The organism is Kitasatospora sp. NPDC001119 (genome assembly GCF_053598475.1).
Genome location: NZ_JBSFKI010000011.1, coordinates 106,353 through 124,001 on the forward strand (window position 1 = coordinate 106,353; position 17,649 = coordinate 124,001).

Genomic DNA, 17,649 nt, shown 5'->3' on the forward strand with positions numbered 1-17,649 from the left:
GCATGTCCATCGGCAGTCAGCTCCTGGAGACCCCCGAACGCCAGACCCTGCGCCGGGCCGTCGGCGACCTCGGCCGCCGCTACGGCTCCGCCTACTACCTCGCCAAGGCCCGGGCCGGCGAGCCCGCCGACGAACTGTGGGCGGAGGCCGGCAAGGCCGGCTACCTCGGCGTCAACCTGCCCGCCGAGTACGGCGGCGGGGGCGGCGGCATCACCGACCTCGCCATCGTCCTGGAGGAGCTCGGCGCCGCCGGCTGCCCGCTGCTGATGCTGATCGTCTCCCCGGCGATCTGCGGCACCGTGATCGCCCGCTACGGCACCCCGGAGCAGCAGCGGCGCTGGCTGCCCGGCCTGGCCGACGGCAGCCGCAGGATGGCCTTCGGCATCACCGAACCGGACGCCGGCTCGAACTCGCACCGGATATCCACCGTCGCCCGCCGGGACGGCGAGGACTGGCTGCTGACCGGCCGCAAGGTCTTCGTCTCCGGCATCGACCACTCCGACGCGGTGCTGTTCGTGGCCCGCACCGAGGACGCGCGGACGGGGAAGCTGAAGCCCTGCCTGTTCGTCGTCCCGCGCGACACCCCCGGCTTCGAGTACCGGGCGATCCCGATGGAACTCGTCGCCCCGGAGAAGCAGTTCCAGGTCTTCCTGGACGACGTCCGGCTGCCCGCCGACGCCCTGGTCGGCGACGAGAACGCGGGCCTGCTCCAGCTGTTCGCCGGTCTCAACCCCGAGCGCGTCCTCACCGCCGCCTTCTCGCTCGGCCTCGCCCGCCAGGCCCTCGGCAAGGCCGTCGAGTACGCGAAGACCCGCACCGTCTGGTCCACCCCGATCGGCGCCCACCAGGGCCTGGCCCACCCGCTGGCCCAGTGCGCGGTGGAGATCGAACTGGCCCGGCTGATGACCCAGAAGGCCGGGCTGCTCTACGACGCGGGCGAGGACCTCGCCGCCGGGGAGGCCGCCAACATGGCCAAGTACGCGGCGGGGGAGGCCGCCGCCCGGACGGTGGACCAGGCGGTGCAGACCCTCGGCGGCAACGGCCTGACCCAGGAGTACGGGCTGGGCGCGCTGCTGACCGCCACCCGGGTCGGCCGGGTCGCCCCGGTCAGCCGCGAGATGGTGCTCAACTACGTCGCCCAGCACACCCTCGGGCTGCCGAAGTCGTACTGAGCGGCCGCCGCCGGTGGTCCTGAGCGGCCGCCGCCGCACACGCCACCCCGGTCGGCCACCCGTTCGGTGTCGCCCGCCAGGGTGGTGCCGGCGCAGGCCTTGACGTAGCCGTCGGCGCCGGGCGCGGCCGGAGCGGCAGGAGCGGGACGGGGCCGGACAGGGGCCCCACAGCGGGGAGTTCCGGGGACGGGGCCGCTCCCGGAGGCGGGCGGCCGTGGTGCGCGCCCTCCGGTCGGGCGCCCCCCGGGAGCGACCGTGCCACGGATGGTCCATTACGGGTTCCCCACAATGGCCGAGCCAGGCCCCCTACTGTCCGTATGCTCCTGAACGCGCCCCGCACGGAACTGCTAGCCGGTTTTGTTGCTACGTCAACTTCCATACTGGAGGCCCACCTTGGTGTTCCGAAGCGAGTTCCCCGACGTTGCCGTGGTCGACCTGCCGATCCACGAGGCGGTGCTCGGCGCCGCGGCGAAGTACGGCGACCGCCCGGCCCTGATCGACGGCGTCACCGGCGAGACCACCAGCTACGCCCAACTCGCCGACGCCGTCGAGCGGGTGGCCGCCGGACTGGCCGAGACAGGCGTCCGCCGCGGCGACGTCGTCGCCCTCTTCAGCCCCAACTCGACCGCCTACCCGATGGCCTACTACGGCGCGACCAGGGCCGGCGCCACCGTCACCACCGTCTCGTCCTTCGCCACCCCCGCCGACCTCGCCGGCCAGCTGCGCGACAGCGGCGCCCGCTGGCTCGTCACCGTCTCCCGCTTCCTGCCGACCGCCCGTGCGGCCGCCGAACTCCTCGCCGAACAGGGCCGCCCGCTGGCCGAGACCGTCGTCCTGGACGGCGCCGAGGGCCACCGCTCGCTCGCCGACCTGCTGGCCGCCACCGGCCCCGCCCCCGAGGTCGCCATCGACCCGGGCGAGGACATCGCCGTGCTGCCGTACTCCAGCGGCACCACCGGCCTGCCCAAGGGCGTGATGCTCACCCACCGCTCGATCGCCACCAACCTCTCCCAGTGCGACGCCCTCTACCGCCCCGCCGAGGGCGAACGGGTGCTCGCCGTCCTGCCGTTCTTCCACATCTACGGACTGGCCGCGCTGCTCAACCAGCCGCTGCGCTGCGGCGCCACCGTGGTCGTGCTGCCCCGCTTCGACCTGGAGCAGTTCTGCCGCACCGTCCAGGAGCACCGGGTGCAGGCCCTGGTGGTGGCCCCGCCGATCGCCCTCGCGCTGGCCCGGCACCCCGTCGTCGAGCAGTACGACCTCTCCTCGGTCGAGTACCTGCTGTGCGCCGCCGCCCCGCTCGACCACGAACTCGCCGACGCCTGCGCCCGGCGCCTGGGCCTGCCGCACCTGCTCCAGGGCTACGGCATGACCGAGCTCTCCCCGGTCACCCACGTCGTCTCCCCGCGCGAGGGCGACCCCTCGCCCGGCTCGGTCGGCCGGATGGTCCCCTCCACCGAGCTGCGGATCGCCGCCCTGGACGGCTCCGACGGCGACCTCGGGCCCGGCGAACCCGGCGAGCTGCTGATCCGCGGCCCGCAGGTGATGAAGGGCTACTTCGGCCGCCCCTCCGAGACCGCCGCGGTGGTCGACGCCGAGGGCTGGCTGCACACCGGCGACGTCGGCTTCGTGGACGAGCGCGGCTACCTGTACATCGTCGACCGGGTCAAGGAGCTGATCAAGTACAAGGGCTACCAGGTCGCCCCCGCCGAACTGGAGGCCGTCCTGCTCGGCCACCCGCAGATCACCGACGCCGCCGTGATCGGCGTCCCGGACGCCGAGGGCACCGAGTGCCCCAAGGCCTTCGTGGTCCGCGCCCCGGGCAGCGACCTGACCGCCGAGGAGGTCACCGGGTACGTCGCCGGACAGGTCGCCCCGTACAAGAAGGTCCGCCTGGTGGAGTTCGTCGACACCGTCCCCAAGTCCGCGGCCGGCAAGATCCTGCGCCGCGAACTGCGCGCCCGCGAGGCCGGGCGCGCCGCCGCCCGCTGACCGGCCGGGGCCGCCCCGGCGGCCGGGGACCGGGGCGCGTCTGTGAGGATCGTCCCGCCGCGCCCCGACCGGCACCCGCCGCGCCCCGACCGGAACAGGAACCGCCCGCCGCCATGACCAGCCACCCCGCCGCCCGCACCCCGCAGCAGGACCGCAGCCGAGCGACCAGGGCCCGGCTGCTCGCGGCGGCCGTGGACTGCCTGGCCGAGCTCGGCTGGCACGGCTCCACCGTCACCGTCGTCGCCGAACGGGCCGGGGTCTCCCGGGGCGCGGCCCAGCACCACTTCCCGACCCGCGAGGACCTCTTCACCGCGGCCGTCGAGCACGTCACCGCCGAGCGGCTGGCAGCCGTCCGCGCCCACGCGGACGAGCTGCCGACCGCCGGCCCCGACCGCACCGGGGCCGTGGTCGACATGATCGTGCGGCTCTACACCGGCCCGCTGTTCCGCGCCGCCCTGCACCTGTGGACCGCCGCCGCCACCGAGGAGGCGCTGCGCGAGCGGATCATCGCGCTGGAGGGCCACGTCGGCCGGGAGGCCCACCGGGCCGCGGTCGAGTTCCTGGACGCCGACGAGAGCCGCCCCGGGGTGCGCGAATCCGTGCAGGCCACGCTGGACCTCGCCCGCGGACTGGGCCTCGCCAACCTGCTCACCGACGACAGCCACCGACGTTCCGGCGTGATCCGGCAGTGGGCGGGCGTTCTGGAGAGTACGCTGCGGCCGGTACGCCCATGACGCCCGTACACCCGGAGCGACCGGACGCCCCCTGACCAAAGGGGTCGCCGGGCGGCCGATGTCCGTGCAGTCTGGAGAAGAATCCCGGCCGGCACCGACCGCGAGGCCCACCCGGCCGGGCACGAGCCGAACCGGGGTGCTGCCTGATCATGCACGGACACGAGTGGGACGCGACCGCCGCCGACCCGGCACCGGGCCGTGCCCCGGTACGTCCCGAGGGCGCGAACCCCGAAGGCCACCGGCTCGTCCCGCTCGCGACGGCGCTGCTCCAGGACGACGGACTGATCCTGCACTGGAGCGAGGACGCGGAGGCCCTGCTCGGCTACTCCGCCGAGGAGGCCGTCGGCAGCTACGCCGCCCAGCTGCTCACCGACGGCTCCGACCGCTCCGAGGTGCTCGGCCTCTTCCAGCGGATCATGACCGGCAGCGGCTGGTCCGGCGTCTTCCCGGTGCGCCACCGCGACGGCCACAAGGTCGAGCTGGAGTTCCGCACCTACCCGATAGCCGGCCCGGCCGGCACCCTGCTGCTGCTCGCCACCGCCTCCGACACCCGCGCCCTGCACGCCGTCGAGGCCGACCTCGCGGTCCTGGACGGCATCTTCGGCCGCTCACCGATCGGCATGGCCGTCTACGACACCGACCTGCGCTACATCCGGATCAACGAGGCACTCGCCCGGATGAACGGGGTGCCCGTCGCCGCCCACCTCGGCCGCCGGATATCCGCCGTCCTGCCCGGCATCAACAGCGCCGAGATCGAGCAGATCATGCGGCAGGTGCTCAAGACCGGCAAGCCCGTCGTCGACGCCCGCTCGCACGGCCGGGTCCCCGGCGACCCCCGGCGGGACCGCGCCTGGTCCGCCTCCTACTTCCGGCTCGAGGACTCCACCGGCCGGATCTTCGGGGTCTGTTCCTCGATCATCGACGTCACCGAGCGCTTCCAGGCCGAGGCCCGCGCCGCCCGGGCCCAGGAACGGCTCGCCACCATCGCCGAGGCGACCGCCCGGATCGGCACCACCCTCGACCTCCAGCGCACCGCCGAGGAACTGATCGAGGCCGTCGTCCCCCGGTTCGCCGACTTCGCCACCGTCGACCTGCTGGAGCCGGTGCTGCGCGGCGCCGAGCCCACCGCGATCCCCTCCGACCGGAACGTCACGCTCCGCGCCGTCGCCGTCGGGGAGTCCTACGAGAGCGGCCTCGCGCACGCCGTGGACGTGGTCGGCGAGACCTCCGAGTACGCCCCCGACCGCAGCTACACCCAGTGCCTGCGCGCCGGGAAGCCGCTGCTGCGCACCCACGTGGACGAGGACGTGCTGCGCGGGCTGGTCTCCAGCGAGGACCGGGTGGCCCCCGGGATGGCGGCGGGCATCCACTCGTACCTGATGGTGCCGATCACCGCCCGGGGCATGGTGCTCGGCGGCTCCGAGTTCATCCGGATGCGCAACCCCGAGCCGTTCACCGCCGCCGACGTCGCCCTCGCCGAGGAACTGGTCGCCCGCACCGCGCTGGCCCTCGACAACGCCCGGCTCTACCGCCGCGAGCGGGAGACCGCCCTCACCCTCCAGCGCAGCCTGCTGCCGCAGGAGGTGCACCGCACCCTCGGCCTGGAGATCGCCTACCGCTACCTGCCCAGCAGCGTGGTCAGCGAGGTCGGCGGCGACTGGTTCGACGTGGTGCCGCTGTCCTGCGGGAGAGTCGCCCTGGTGGTCGGCGACGTGATGGGCCACGGCATCCGGGCCGCCGCCACGATGGGCCAGCTGCGCACCGTCGCCCGGACCCTCGCCACCCTCGACATGCCGCCGGAGCAGGTCCTCACCCGGCTGGACGAGACCGCCTCGGGAATCGGCGAGGGCCAGTTCGCCACCTGCATCTGCGCGGTGTACGACCCGCTGGAGCGCACCGTCCAGGTCGCCTCGGCCGGACACCTGCCGCCGGTCCGGGTCGCCCCCGACGGCACCGCCGCCCGGGTGGACGTGCCGCCCGGGGTGCCGCTGGGCGTCGGCGGGGTGGCCTTCGAGTCGATCGAGTTCACCATCCCCGAGGGCGGCATGGTCACGCTCTACACCGACGGCCTGGTCGAGCGGCGCGGCGAGGACCTGGACGCCGGGATCGACCGGCTCGCCAGCACCCTCTCCGGCCCCGGCCGGACCCTGGAGGAGAACTGCGACGCCGTCCTCGCGGCGCTGGTCACCGACGGCACCGAGGACGACATCGCGATGATCATGGCCCGGGTGCTGCCGCTGCCCGCCGACCGGGTCGCCACCCTGCCGCTGTCCGGCGGCGGCCGGCTGCCCGGCAGGGCCCGCCGCTTCACCCGCGCCACCCTGGAGGCCTGGGGCCTGGCCGCGCTCACCGACTACGCCGAGCTGCTGGTCAGCGAGCTGGTCACGAACGCCCTGCTGCACGCCGACGCCCCGCGCCGGCTGCGGCTGTTCCGCGACCGGGTGCTCACCCTGGAGGTCGCCGACGCCGGCGGCCAGACCCCGCAGCTGCGCCCGTTCGCCGAGCAGGACGAGGGCGGGCGCGGGATGTTCCTGGTCAGCGAGCTGGCCCAGCGCTGGGGCAGCCGGCTCACCCGGGACGGCAAGGTGGTCTGGGCCGAGCTGGAGCTGCCCTTCGGGGTCTCGTAGGTCCCGTAAGGAACGGTGGTTCCGTACACGAGAACGGCCGTTCCCCCCGGGGGAACGGCCGTTCTCGGTGCGCTGTTACGCCTTGACGCTCGGCTGCGCGGCCGACACGTCGACGGCGCCCTCCGGGCCGGTCCCGGCGCCCGTCTCCGCCCCGGCCGTCGGCTCGGACAGCCCGCGCAGCAGCCGCCAGGCCATCACGGCCGCGCCGACCAGCAGCGCGGCGGCCAGCAGCCCGGCGCTGTTCATGCCGTGGACGAAGGACTCCCGGGCGCTCGCCAGCAGCGGCTGGGCGAGCTCCGGGGAGAGGCCCTGCGCCGTCTCGACGGCCGAGCCCAGCGATTCGCCCGCCCGGGCGGCGGCCGCCGGGTCCGTCCCGGCCGGGACCGCCAGCCCGTTCGCGTAGATCGAGCCGACCACCGAGCCCACCAGCGCGATGCCGAGCGCGGTGCCCAGCTCGTACGCCGTCTCCGAGACCGCCGAGGCGGCGCCGGCCTTGTCGGCGGGCGCGGCGTTCAGCACCAGGTCGGCGCCGAGCGTGTAGACCACGCCCTCGGCCGTCCCGACCAGCAGGAAGGAGGCGGCCAGCAGCAGGTAGGTGGTGTCCTGCTCCAGCCAGCCGAGCGCGCCCACGCCCAGACCCATCGCCAGCAGACAGGCCGTCAGCGCCTTGCGGGCACCGTAGCGGCGGGCGATCAGGGCGGTCAGCAGGCCGCCGACCACCGATCCCGCGAAGGCCGGCAGCTCGGCCAGGCCCGCCTGGAGCGGCTGGTAGCCGCGGACCAGCTGGAGGTACTGCGAGACCACGAAGATCACGCCGGAGAGCCCGATCAGGGAGATCAACGAGGCCGACACGGCCGCGGTGAACCGCCGGTCGCGGAACAGCCGGACGTCGAGCAGCGGGGTCTCCAGCCGCAGCTGGCGGCGGACGAACACGAACAGCGCGGCGGTGCCCAGCACGAAGGCGACCGGCACGTCCCAGTGGTCCACGCCGTGCGCGGCGGCCTCCTTGACCGCGTACACCGCGCCGATCACGCCGGCCATCGACAGGACGACGCTCAGCACGTCCCAGCGGCCCGGCTTCGGGTCCTTGGACTCCGGCAGCAGCCAGGCGCCGAACACCAGCAGCAGGATCAGCACCGGGATGTTCAGCAGGAACACCGAACCCCACCAGAAGTGCTCCAGCAGCACCCCGCCGACCACCGGCCCGAGGGCGGCCCCGGCGGTGGCGGCCGCACCCCAGATGCCGATCGCGGTGGCCCGCTCCCGGTCGTCCGGGAAGAGGCCGCGGATCAGCGAGAGCGTGGAGGGCATGATCGTCGCCCCGGCCACGCCGAGCAGGGCGCGGGCCACGATCAGCCAGCCGGCGCTCGGCGCGTAGGCGGCCAGCAGCGAGGCGGCGCCGAACGCGGCGGAGCCGGCCAGCAGCAGCTTCTTGCGGCCGATCCGGTCGCTCAGGGCGCCCATGCTGACCAGCAGGCCGGCCAGCACGAAGGAGTAGGAGTCGCCGATCCAGAGCAGCTGGGTGCCGCTGGGGCGCAGCGTCTCGCTGATCGACGGGATGGCGAGGGAGAGGACGGTCGCGTCCAGGGCGACCACGGTCACGGCCAGAACGAGGACGGCGAGGCCGGTCCAGCGCTGGCGGGCGGTCAGGGTGCTCACGCTCCCACCTCGCTCCGCTCGGCAGGCGCTTCGCACAATGCGCGCCTCTTGATGATTCGCTCGCTTCGCTCGTTCATGGTGTATCGGTGTCCGGCCTGTGGTCGGCGGTGCTGTGGATGGGAGTGTTGCGGTCGGCGGTGCCGACGTTGGCGGCGGCGGGGACGGGCGTCCGCGCGTCCGGTCTGCGCAGCGCGCCGCCGAGGAACAGCTCGGCGAGCGAGAAGGCGGCGTCGCGCGGGGCGAGCCGGCCGTCCTGGATGGACCAGCCGACGCCGGCCACCAGGTCGAAGAAGGCCTCGCTCAGCCAGGCGGCGCTCAGCTCGATGCGGAACGCGCCCTGCTGCTGGCCGCGCAGGAAGAGCGCGTGCAGCCGGGCGATCTGGACCTCCCAGAGGTCGTTGATGTCGTCGTTCTCGTAGAGCTGGTTCTCGCCGGCCAGGAAGGCGCAGAGCATGGCGTCCGGCACGGAGGCGTCCACCAGGCGGCGCAGCGCGGCCTCGGCGTCGCCCTCTTCGACCTCGGCGGTGTCCAGTGCGGCGGCGAACCGGCGCAGCCCGAGCAGGCCGACCTCGCGGATCAGCGCGTCGCGCCCCGGGAAGAGCCGGTGCAGCGTGGCGCGGCTGATGCCGGCGGCGCGCGCGATCTCGTCCAGGTGGGCGGTCGGGCGGCGGGAGAGCACGCCGACGGCGGCTTCGAGGACGGTGTCGCGGTCGGTGGCCATGGACCGAGTCTAGTTCATGTGAGACACAGATGTCTCATTCTTTTGTTCGAGCTCTCAGGTGAGGCGCGGGCTCTCGGTGCCCGGGCAGCAAAAAACCGGGGACGGTGGGTGTACCGTCCCCGGTTCCGGGGTGCCTGTGAGCCCTCGCGGGGCGGCGGCTCAGCTCTGGTTGTAGAAGCCGGTGTCGTCCATCGGGCGGTCGATCACCATGACCTCGACGTCGGCCGGGGTGAGCAGGAAGACCCTCCGGGCGATCCGCTCGATGCCGCCCCGGGTGCCGAAGATCAGCCCGGAGGCGAAGTCGACCATGCGCTTGGCCTCGGCCTCCGACATCTCGGTGAGGTCCATGACCACCGGGATGCTCGCCCGGATGTGCTCACCGACCGTCCGGGCCGCCTCGAAGCCCGTCGGCCGCAGGGAGACGATCTTCGTGGGCGCGGGGGCGGCCGGAACCGTCTCCTGATCGACCCACTCGTCGTCGTACACCGCGGCCGGGTAGTTCCCCGAGGGCATCAGCCACCCGTTGTGGTGCTCGTCGCGAAGTGCTCCCATGCCGCGCCTCCCTGCCTCGTCCCGTCCTGGTCCCCCGGGGGTGCGTGCCGTTCTTGACACGTCATCCACTCGTCGGAACTGTCCGAGTATCGCACTGTTCACCGGTCCCGTGCCCGCTCGCAACCCCCGTACGAGTCGTGCCGCGCCGGAAACCCGGGCGAACCCGGGCACTCCCACTGACGCGGCGCAGCGCCGTACGGTTGCGCGCGTTGACCTTATCGGTCGCGGTCACGGCGTAATTGACCTTCTGTCAACAATGCGGAAACGATTTCACCCGCGGTGTCACCCGCAGGGTCACTCGCCGGTCGATCCGTCGATCAATTCGCGCAGAAGATCCGCGTGGCCGTTGTGTCGGGCGTACTCCTCGATCATGTGGGTGAGGATCCAGCGCAGCGTCACCGGTTGGCCCCGGCGCGGCTTCTTGCCGACGGTCTCCAGCGGCAGGCCGGCGGCGGCGCTGCGGGAGGCCTCGACCTCGGCGCGCCAGACGGCGAAGTCGGCCGCGACGTCGGCGGTGTCGACATAGTCGAAGTCGCCGTCCTCGTTCTCCTTGGTCCAGAAGTGCCCCTCGGCGATCTCCTGGCCGAGCAGGACGGACTGGAACCAGTACTGCTCCACCTCGGCCATGTGCCGGACCAGGCCCAGCAGCGAGAGGTTGGACGGCGGGACGGAGCGCAGCCGCAGCTGGTCGTCCGTCAGGCCCTCGGTCTTCAGCGCGAGGGTGTGGCGGTGGTAGTCGAGGAAGGCGTGCAGGGTGGCGGCCTCGTCGGCCGTCATCGGCGGGTCCACCCGCGGGTCCGGTGCAGTCATGCGCGCCATCCTGGCCTCCGGCGGCGCACCGGCGCGAACGATTTTGTCCTGGTGGGCCGGGCCGGGGGAGCCGGAGCGGACGGACGGGCCGGGTTCAGCCGGCCGTCGCCCGGCGGCGGGTCCGGGCCGCCCGCCACAGGCCCACCACGCTGCCCAGCACCAGCAGCGCGATCACCCCCGCCGACAGCAGGAAGGCCGCCGAGCCCGGCCGGCCCGCGCTGGCCGCCGCCGTGACGTACACCGCCGTGGTCGGCACCACGCCGATCGCGGTGGCGAGCACGAAGGGCAGGAAGCGGACCCTGGAGAAGGCCGCGCCGTAGTTGGCCGCCTGGAACGGCATGCCGGGCAGCAGCCGCAGCACCAGCACGCTGCGGAAGCCCTGTTCGGTGAACCGCCGGTCCAGCGCCCCGAGCACCTTCCCGCGCAGGTACGGGCGGAGCGCCTCGCGGCCGAGGCCCCGGCCGAGCACGAAGGCCAGGGCGGCGCCGACCGTGGTGCCGAGCACCGCCAGCAGCACGCCCTGCTGGATGCCGAGCAGCAGCCCGGCCGCGGCGTTCAGGGCCGGCCGGGGCACGAAGGCGAGCGTCCCCACCGCGTAGACCAGGGCGAACAGCGGGCCGAACCAGTAGCCCGGCATCCGGTCCGCCAGCCCGCCGGACAGCAGCTCCGTCGGGCTCCACAGCAGGAGCGAGCCGGCCGCCGCCGCGAGCGCCGCGACCAGCAGGGCGAACCGCCACCACGGGGAACGCGGCGCGACGGCGGGCACCTGCGGTGCGAGGGGCGGGACGGGAACGGCATCGGGCTCGAACACCGCCCGAGCCTAACCGGTCCCGGGCCCCGGCCCCGCCGCCGTCCACGCCCCGGTCCAAGGCCTGGGGCGGGGGCCGGGATCCGGGTTCAGCGCGGCCGGGCGAGGAAGCCCAGCAGGCGCTGCCACGCGTCCCGGGCCGCGTCGGTGTGGTCGACCGCGGCGAGCTCGAAGAAGTTGTGCGGCGCCCCCGGATAGGTGACGAAGGTGTGCGGGCAGCCGGCCGCGGTGAGCGCGGCGTCGAAGGCCTCGACGGCGGCGGCCGGGATGTGCTCGTCCGCGCCGCCCCAGAGGGCGAGGACCGGGGCGGTCAGCTCCGCCGCGAGCTGGGTCGGCCCCGGGGCGCCGTGGATGACGTCCGGGTAGCCGTAGAAGCCGACCGCGCCGGCCAGGCCGAAGCGCGGCGCGGCGGTCCGGAAGGCCTGCCGGCCGCCGAAGCAGAAGCCGAGCGCGACCACCTCGGCGGGCCCGGCGGCGCGCAGCCGTTCCAGCGCGGCGGTGATGTCGGCGTCCAATCCGTCGGGGGTGAGCGCGAGCAGGTGGGGGAGCAGGTCCGGCAGTTCGCCGAATTCCGCCGGGCGCTTTTCCGGGAAGGCTCCGGCGGTGCGGCCGTAATAGTCGAGGACGAGCGCCGGGTGGCCCTGTTCGGCGAGCCGGGCGGCGGTCTGCCGGTAGAACGGGGAAAGGCCCCTGTTGTCCGGCAGGACGAGCACGCCGACTCCGGTGGCGACCTCCGGGCGGGCCAGGAAGGCGCCGAACCGGGTGCCGTCGGCCGAGGTCAGGGTCAGTGGGGCGGCCTCGGCCAGCGGCCACAGGGCGGGACCGGGGGCGGGCGGGGCGGCGTCCGGGTCGTAGCACACGGGGAATCCCTCTCGCGGAGCACGAAAACCGCCGGACGCGGCGCGCCCGGCGGTTCGAGACTTTAGCGGGGAATTCCCTCAGGAATTCACCATCATATCGTGGAGAGGTCTTTTCCGGAAGGCTTTTCCGGTGACGTTGCGGTCACGTTCTCGCCGCCGGAATTCCGTTCGGCCAGCCGCAGCGCCCCGGCGCTCAGCAGCAGGGCGAAGGCGAGCGCGGTGACCAGTCCGAAGGAGACGGTCAGCGAGGTGGCCTGGGCGAGGGCGCCGATGACCGCGGGGGCGATCAGGCCGGAGGTGTAGGTGACGGTGGCGACGCCCGCGATGGCCTGGCTGGGGTTGCTGCCGATCCGGCCGGCCGCGGCGAAGGCGAGCGGGACGATCACCGCGATGCCGATGCCGAGGAGGGCGAACCCGGGGATGGCCAGCGCCGGGCTGTCGGCGGCGACCACCAGCAGGCCGCCGACGGTGGCCACGGCGCCGCCGACGCGGGTGGTGCGGACGGCGCCGAGCCGGCGGATCGCCGCGTCCCCGGCGAGCCGGCTGACCGCCATGGTGAGCGAGAAGGCGGTGTACGAGGCGGCGGCGACGGTGGCCGAGGCGCCGGTGACGTCCCGCAGGTAGACGCCGCTCCAGTCCATCGAGGCGCCCTCGGCGAAGACCGCGCAGAAGCCGACCAGCCCGATCACCAGCGAACTGCGCGGCGGCAGCGCGAACCGCGGCGGCTCCTCCGCGCCCTCGTGCGCCCGGATGTCGGGCAGGCCGCGGCAGACCGGCTGGGCGAGGGCGAGCAGGACCAGCGCGGTGACGGCCAGCTGGAGCCGGGCGTCGAGGTCCAGGTGGGCGGCGAGGATGCCGAAGGCGGAGGCCAGCAGGCCGCCCGCGCTCCACATCCCGTGCAGTCCGGACATGATCGAGCGGCCGAGCCGCTCCTCGATCTCCACGCCCTGGGCGTTCATCGCGACGTCCGCCATCCCGGCCGCGGCGCCGTACACCAGCAGGGCCGCGCACAGCACCGGCAGCGAGGGGGCGAGCGCGGGCAGGGCGAGGGCCAGGCACCAGAGCGAGATCAGCCCGCGCACCGCGGCCCGGCCGCCGTAGCGGTGGACGAAGCGGCCGGCCAGCGGCATGGCGAGGGAGGAGCCGATGGCGGGCATGACCAGGGCCAGGCCGAGCTGGCCGGTGGAGAGGTCGAGGCGGTCCTGGAGCCACGGGATGCGGGTGACGAAGCTGCCGCTGACGGCCCCGTGCACGCAGAAGACCAGGGCGATGCCGGCCCGGGCGCGGCGGGGTGCGCTCAGCGGTTCCGGCGGTGGTGGCGGTGGTGGCGCGGTGGTCCCGTTCATGGGGTGTTCCCTCCCGGTCGCGCGGTGTGGGGCGCGACAGTGCCCTGTGACGGTCGATAAACTATCAGGAAGGGACCCTGATAGAAACACTCTGGAAGGATGATCCGCCATGACCATCGCGCGTACGGCCACGCCGAGCACCGCCCGGGCGATCAACGACCGGCTGGCACTCAACCTCCTGCTCGAACAGGGTCCGCTGACCGCGACCGAGTTGCGCGGCCTCACCGGCCTGTCCCGGCCGACCGTCGCCGACCTGCTCGAACGGCTCCAGCGCACCGGCCTGGTGGCCGTCGTCGGCGAGCGCGGGGAACAGCGGCGCGGCCCCAACGCCCGGCTCTACGCGCTGGTCGCCTCCCGGGCCCACCTCGCCGCCTTCGACGTCCGCTCCGGCGGCGTCAGCCTGGTCGTCGCCGACCTGGCCGGCCGCAGCCTGGCCACCGCCGAGGTCCCGGTCGAGGGCGACGGCGGGCCGGACACCGCCGGGGAGATCGTCGCCACCCTGCTGGAGACCGCGCGCGGCGCCGGCGTCGACCGGCTGCACACCGTCGCGGTCGGCGCCCCCGGGCTGGTCGACCCGGCCACCGGGCGGCTGCAGAGCACCGGCAAGCTCCCCGCCTGGCATGCCGAACTCCTCGCCGCGCTGCGGGAGCTGCCCGGCACCGAGGTGATCCTGGAGAACGAGGTCAACCTGGCCGGGCGGGCCGAGTACCGGGTCGGCGCCGCGCGCGACCGCGACACCTTCGTCCTGCTCTGGCTGGGCCACAGCGTCGGCGCCGCCGTGATCCTGGACGGGCGGCTGCGCCGGGGCTTCTCCGGCGGCACCGGCGAGATCTGCTTCCTGCCCGTCCCCGGCACCGTCGGCCTGCCCAGCGCCGACAGCTGCGAGGGCGGCTTCCACGGCCTGGTCGGCAGCGCCGCGATCTGCGCGCTGGCCCGCGCCCACGGGCTGCCCGCCGACCCGGCCGGGGACGCCCCCGCCGCCGAGGCCGCCGTCCGGGCCGCCCTCGCGGCCGGCGAGGCGGGCGGGGGCTTCCTGGACGAGCTGGCCGAGCGGATCGCGATCGGCGCGGCGAGCGTCTGCGTGGTGCTGGACCCCGGCTGCGTGGTGCTCGGCGGCGAGATAGGCCGGGCCGGCGGGCCGGAGCTGGCCGGCCGGGTCGAGCGGCGGCTGGCGCTGCTCTCCCCGCTGAGCACCGAGGTGCGGGCCGGTACGGCGGGCGGCGGCGCGGTGCTCGCCGGGGCGGTGCTCACCGCCGGGGACGCGGCACGGCGCGACCTCTTCGGCGAGCCATAAGGTATGCCGTGGGGCGGCCCTCACATGATCGTCCGTACCGCCGGTACGGCAGGATGGCGCGGGGGCGCCCGCCCCGAGAACCCGAACCACCGTCAGGAGACGCACATGGGCCAGCCCGAGGTGCCGGCCAACCCGTACCGCATCGGCGAGGCCGCGGCGCTGCTCGGCGTCAGCGCCGACACCATGCGGCGCTGGGTGGACGCCGGGCGGGTCGCCGCCGCGCGGGACGAGCACGGGCACCGGATCATCCCGGGGGCCGAACTCGCCGCCTTCGCCCGGGAGTTGGCCCGGCCGGAGAACGCCGAGGCGGAGGGCCGGCCGTCCTCGGCGCGCAACCGCTTCCCGGGGATCGTCACCGACGTGGTGCTGGGCGACGTGGCCGCGCAGGTGGAGATCCAGGCCGGGCCGTTCCGGGTGGTGTCCCTGATCAGCCGGGACTCGGCGGTGGAACTCAACCTGGTCCCCGGTGCGCCCGCCACGGCGGTCATCAAGTCCACCAATGTGATGATCGAACGCCGCTAGCCGGCCCGGTGGATCCCCGCGGATCCCTCCGCAGCCCCCTGTAACCCCCTTCGTACGAGTCCCGGAACGAACCGAGAGGCGCCCGGATGCCACCCCCGCACCTGCCGACCACCCAGAGCGCCGTGCTCGCGATCGAGGCCGTGGCCGCCCGGCACGGCCGCACCGTCCGCGCCCAGCACGACATCGGCCGCGACCGGACCTTCGCCGGGCTGGTCGGCCCGGACGGTCCGGGCGGCTCGGGCGGCTCGGGCGGCTCGCTCGGGGAACTGGACGCCATCCCGCACGAGGCGCTGCTGGAGTTCGACGGCCGCCCCGCCGTCACCGTCCGGCTGTTCACCCACGACGAGGTCGCCGTGACCGTCGAGGGCATCGCCTTCGACGTCGACCGCGACCGCGTCCCCGGCTTCCTGAACGCCGTCTGGTCCGACCTGGTGCACGTCAAGGCGCGCACCTTCCCGCCGTCCACCACGCTGATCGTCACCGTCCCCGGGGAGCCGAGCTACCGCGAGGACATCGGCGTCCACGACCTCACCCCCTGGCTCTCGGGAAGGATCCGATGAACGCCGCCGCCAAGCCGCTCGCCGCCGGAACGCTCGCCGCCAAGCCGCTGGCCGTCGCCCACCGGGGCGACCCGTACCGGTTCCGCGAGAACACCCTGCCCTCTGTCGAGTCCGCGCTCGCCGCCGGGGCCGACGCCGTCGAGGTGGACGTCCAGCTCACCCGCGACCGGGTGCCCGTCCTGCTGCACGACCGCACCCTGGAGCGGCTCTGGGGCGACGCGCGGTCGATCGACCGGGTCACCGCCGAACAGCTGGAGGAGCTGCGGCAGGGGCCGCTCGCCGTCCCCACCCTGGCCGAGGCGGTCAAGGCGGTGACGGCCGTCGAGGGCCGCCGGCTGCTGATCGACCTGGACGACGCGGGCCCGGCCGCCGCCGCCTGGTCGGTCGTCACCGGGCTCGGCGCCGAGGCGGCGGTCGCCTTCTGCGGCCCCACCACCGCCATGCTCGCGGTGCGCGAACTGAGCCCGGACGCCGAGATCGCGCTCACCTGGAAGCAACCCCGGATGCCGGTGCGCGCCCTGCTGGACGACCTCCGCCCGCGCTACCTCAACCCGCCGTTCGGCCTGGTCACCCCCGAGTTCACGGCCGCCGCGGCGGAGCGGGGGCTCGCCGTCTCCACCTGGACCGCCGACCTGCGCCGCACCATGCGCCGGCTGCGCGACACCGGGGTCGCCTCCATCACCTCCAACCGGATCGGCGTCCTGCGCTCGGTGCTGGACGGCCGCCGCTGACCGGAGCGGTGCTCGGCCGGAGGGCGCCCGGGTCGCCCGTTCGGGTGCTCCCGGCCGATCCGCCGCGCGGCCCGTCGGAACCTCTGCTGAGCTGGGGCGGTTCGGAATCGTCGACGACCCCCGGCGGAGGTGGCCGTGTCCGTGGAGCGCGCGCCCGGCGAGCAGCGGCAGCCGGACGACCGCAGGCCGTACCTGATGCTGCCGCCCGGGCTGCGGCAGGCGGCGGCCTGGTCGGTGGCGGTGATCCTGCTGATCGCCGTCGCCTCGCTGGTGGTCTTCGCGCTGGTCGAACTGCGGGCCGCGACCGTGCCGTTCGTCCTGGCGCTGCTCGGGGCCTCGCTGCTCTACCCGGTGGTGCCGTGGCTGGTGGGCCGGGGCGTGAGCCGGAGCCTGGCGGCCGGGCTGACCTGCGTGGTGCTGGTGGTCGCGGTCAGCGGGGTGATCGCGCTGCTGGTCAACTCGCTGGTGCACAGCGCCCCGCAGATCGCCTCCTCGCTCCAGGAGGCCGGGCAGCGGCTGGCCGACTGGCTGGGCCCGCTGGGGGCGAAGATCCGGCACGGTCTGGACAACGCCAAGGGCGAGACCAACTCGCTGGTCTCCACCCTCACCAACGGCGTGCTCTCCGGGCTCGGCCTGCTCACCCAGCTGGTCACCGGCGGGGTGCTGGCGCTGGCCCTGGTGTTCTTCTTCCTCCGGGACGGCCACCGCACCGGCGACGCCATCCGCTCCTACCTGCCCGAGCGCAGCGCCACGACGGTGATCGCCTGCGCGGAGCGGGCCTTCGACGCGATGGCCGGGTTCATGCGGGGCACCACCCTGATCGCGCTGATCGACGCGGGCTTCATCACCATCGGCCTGATCGCCCTCGGGGTGCCGGGCGCGCCCGGGCTCGGCGCGCTGGTCTTCATGGGCGCCTACATCCCCTTCGTCGGGGCCTTCCTGTCCGGCACGGTGGCCGTGCTGGTGGCGCTCGCCGACGGCGGGCTCGGTACGGCGCTCTGGGCGCTGGGCGTGGTGCTCGCGGTGCAGATGATCGAGGGCAACGTCCTCCAGCCGGTCATCCAGAGCCGGACGGTGGAGCTGCATCCGGCCACCATCATGGTCGCCGTGGTGGCCGGCTCGGGCATCGCCGGGATCATCGGCGCCCTGCTCGCGGTGCCGGTCTGCGCCGCCGTGATGGGCGTCATCTCGGTGCTGCGGGGCGACCCGGACGCGCGGGAGAAGTCGGTTGCCGGGGCGTGAACCGTTGTGCGAGCATCAC

General features: G+C 74.5%; 15 protein-coding genes and 1 pseudogene. 9 read left to right on the top strand and 7 right to left on the bottom strand.

All coding sequences use genetic code 11. The features are described from left to right. The first annotated feature begins 2 nt into the window (after positions 1-2). The 4 genes from ACWDD9_RS16045 to ACWDD9_RS16060 all read left to right on the top strand — a co-directional run bounded on the left by ACWDD9_RS16045 (position 3) and on the right by ACWDD9_RS16060 (position 6,525). A complete protein-coding gene (locus tag ACWDD9_RS16045; protein WP_375873644.1) occupies positions 3-1,172 on the top strand; it encodes an acyl-CoA dehydrogenase family protein in 1,170 nt (389 codons plus the stop codon). A gap of 393 nt (positions 1,173-1,565) precedes the next feature. After that, positions 1,566-3,164 (top strand): 4-coumarate--CoA ligase family protein, encoded by a 1,599-nt coding sequence (locus ACWDD9_RS16050; RefSeq protein ID WP_117486663.1) that lies wholly within the window; start codon positions 1,566-1,568, stop codon positions 3,162-3,164. A 113-nt stretch (positions 3,165-3,277) separates the two neighbouring features. After that, a complete protein-coding gene (locus ACWDD9_RS16055) occupies positions 3,278-3,898 on the top strand; it encodes a TetR/AcrR family transcriptional regulator (protein ID WP_049655195.1) in 621 nt (206 codons plus the stop codon). Positions 3,899-4,047: 149 nt separating this feature from the next. Then, entirely contained in the window at positions 4,048-6,525 is a 2,478-nt protein-coding gene (locus tag ACWDD9_RS16060) for a SpoIIE family protein phosphatase (protein ID WP_449811862.1), read from the top strand. Between the two features lie 75 nt (positions 6,526-6,600). On the opposite strand, the gene ACWDD9_RS16065 is transcribed toward ACWDD9_RS16060, so the two are convergent. From ACWDD9_RS16065 to ACWDD9_RS16095, 7 genes and pseudogenes are all read right to left on the bottom strand, one after another. Next, entirely contained in the window at positions 6,601-8,184 is a 1,584-nt protein-coding gene (locus tag ACWDD9_RS16065; protein ID WP_449811863.1) for an MFS transporter, read from the bottom strand. A 184-nt stretch (positions 8,185-8,368) separates the two neighbouring features. Then, positions 8,369-8,905 (bottom strand): annotated as a pseudogene (locus ACWDD9_RS16070) (TetR/AcrR family transcriptional regulator); the annotation flags it as partial. A gap of 159 nt (positions 8,906-9,064) precedes the next feature. Then, on the bottom strand, positions 9,065-9,457 hold the full coding sequence (locus ACWDD9_RS16075; RefSeq protein ID WP_053112231.1) for a cell division protein SepF: 393 nt from the start codon (positions 9,455-9,457) through the stop codon (positions 9,065-9,067). A gap of 294 nt (positions 9,458-9,751) precedes the next feature. Next, positions 9,752-10,267 (bottom strand): DinB family protein, encoded by a 516-nt coding sequence (locus tag ACWDD9_RS16080; protein ID WP_449811864.1) that lies wholly within the window; start codon positions 10,265-10,267, stop codon positions 9,752-9,754. A 94-nt stretch (positions 10,268-10,361) separates the two neighbouring features. Then, positions 10,362-11,078 carry a TVP38/TMEM64 family protein gene (locus tag ACWDD9_RS16085; RefSeq protein ID WP_449811865.1) on the bottom strand — a complete coding sequence of 239 codons (717 nt, stop codon included), beginning with the start codon at positions 11,076-11,078 and terminating at the stop codon, positions 10,362-10,364. 86 nt (positions 11,079-11,164) lie between these two features. After that, complete coding sequence (locus tag ACWDD9_RS16090) at positions 11,165-11,935, bottom strand: dienelactone hydrolase family protein (RefSeq protein ID WP_449811866.1); 771 nt, start codon at positions 11,933-11,935, stop codon at positions 11,165-11,167. A 92-nt stretch (positions 11,936-12,027) separates the two neighbouring features. Further along, positions 12,028-13,281, bottom strand: coding sequence for an MFS transporter (locus ACWDD9_RS16095; protein ID WP_449811867.1), 1,254 nt, complete (start codon positions 13,279-13,281; stop codon positions 12,028-12,030). A gap of 109 nt (positions 13,282-13,390) precedes the next feature. On the opposite strand from ACWDD9_RS16095, the gene ACWDD9_RS16100 reads away from it, so the two are divergent. From ACWDD9_RS16100 to ACWDD9_RS16120, 5 genes are all read left to right on the top strand, one after another. Beyond that, positions 13,391-14,575, top strand: coding sequence for an ROK family transcriptional regulator (locus tag ACWDD9_RS16100; RefSeq protein ID WP_117486658.1), 1,185 nt, complete (start codon positions 13,391-13,393; stop codon positions 14,573-14,575). A gap of 105 nt (positions 14,576-14,680) precedes the next feature. Further along, a complete protein-coding gene (locus ACWDD9_RS16105) occupies positions 14,681-15,097 on the top strand; it encodes a TOBE domain-containing protein (RefSeq protein ID WP_181970475.1) in 417 nt (138 codons plus the stop codon). 86 nt (positions 15,098-15,183) lie between these two features. After that, entirely contained in the window at positions 15,184-15,657 is a 474-nt protein-coding gene (locus ACWDD9_RS16110) for a hypothetical protein (RefSeq protein ID WP_449811868.1), read from the top strand. Continuing rightward, positions 15,654-16,388 (top strand): glycerophosphodiester phosphodiesterase, encoded by a 735-nt coding sequence (locus ACWDD9_RS16115; protein WP_117486656.1) that lies wholly within the window; start codon positions 15,654-15,656, stop codon positions 16,386-16,388. Before ACWDD9_RS16110 ends, ACWDD9_RS16115 begins: the two co-directional genes overlap by 4 nt. 135 nt (positions 16,389-16,523) lie before the next feature. Next, on the top strand, positions 16,524-17,630 hold the full coding sequence (locus ACWDD9_RS16120) for an AI-2E family transporter (RefSeq protein ID WP_449811869.1): 1,107 nt from the start codon (positions 16,524-16,526) through the stop codon (positions 17,628-17,630). Positions 17,631-17,649: the final 19 nt, after the last annotated feature.

What these genes read in the sequence shown, in the direction of transcription:
- ACWDD9_RS16045 (WP_375873644.1), top strand. Translation starts at nt 3, where the DNA reads ATGTCCATCGGCAGTCAGCTCCTGGAGACCCCCGAACGCCAGACCCTG.
- ACWDD9_RS16055 (WP_049655195.1), top strand. Translation starts at nt 3,278, where the DNA reads ATGACCAGCCACCCCGCCGCCCGCACCCCGCAGCAGGACCGCAGCCGA.
- ACWDD9_RS16060 (WP_449811862.1), top strand. Translation starts at nt 4,048, where the DNA reads ATGCACGGACACGAGTGGGACGCGACCGCCGCCGACCCGGCACCGGGC.
- ACWDD9_RS16075 (WP_053112231.1), bottom strand. Translation starts at nt 9,457, where the DNA reads ATGGGAGCACTTCGCGACGAGCACCACAACGGGTGGCTGATGCCCTCG.
- ACWDD9_RS16080 (WP_449811864.1), bottom strand. Translation starts at nt 10,267, where the DNA reads ATGACTGCACCGGACCCGCGGGTGGACCCGCCGATGACGGCCGACGAG.
- ACWDD9_RS16095 (WP_449811867.1), bottom strand. Translation starts at nt 13,281, where the DNA reads ATGAACGGGACCACCGCGCCACCACCGCCACCACCGCCGGAACCGCTG.
- ACWDD9_RS16100 (WP_117486658.1), top strand. Translation starts at nt 13,391, where the DNA reads ATGACCATCGCGCGTACGGCCACGCCGAGCACCGCCCGGGCGATCAAC.
- ACWDD9_RS16105 (WP_181970475.1), top strand. Translation starts at nt 14,681, where the DNA reads ATGGGCCAGCCCGAGGTGCCGGCCAACCCGTACCGCATCGGCGAGGCC.
- ACWDD9_RS16110 (WP_449811868.1), top strand. Translation starts at nt 15,184, where the DNA reads ATGCCACCCCCGCACCTGCCGACCACCCAGAGCGCCGTGCTCGCGATC.
- ACWDD9_RS16115 (WP_117486656.1), top strand. Translation starts at nt 15,654, where the DNA reads ATGAACGCCGCCGCCAAGCCGCTCGCCGCCGGAACGCTCGCCGCCAAG.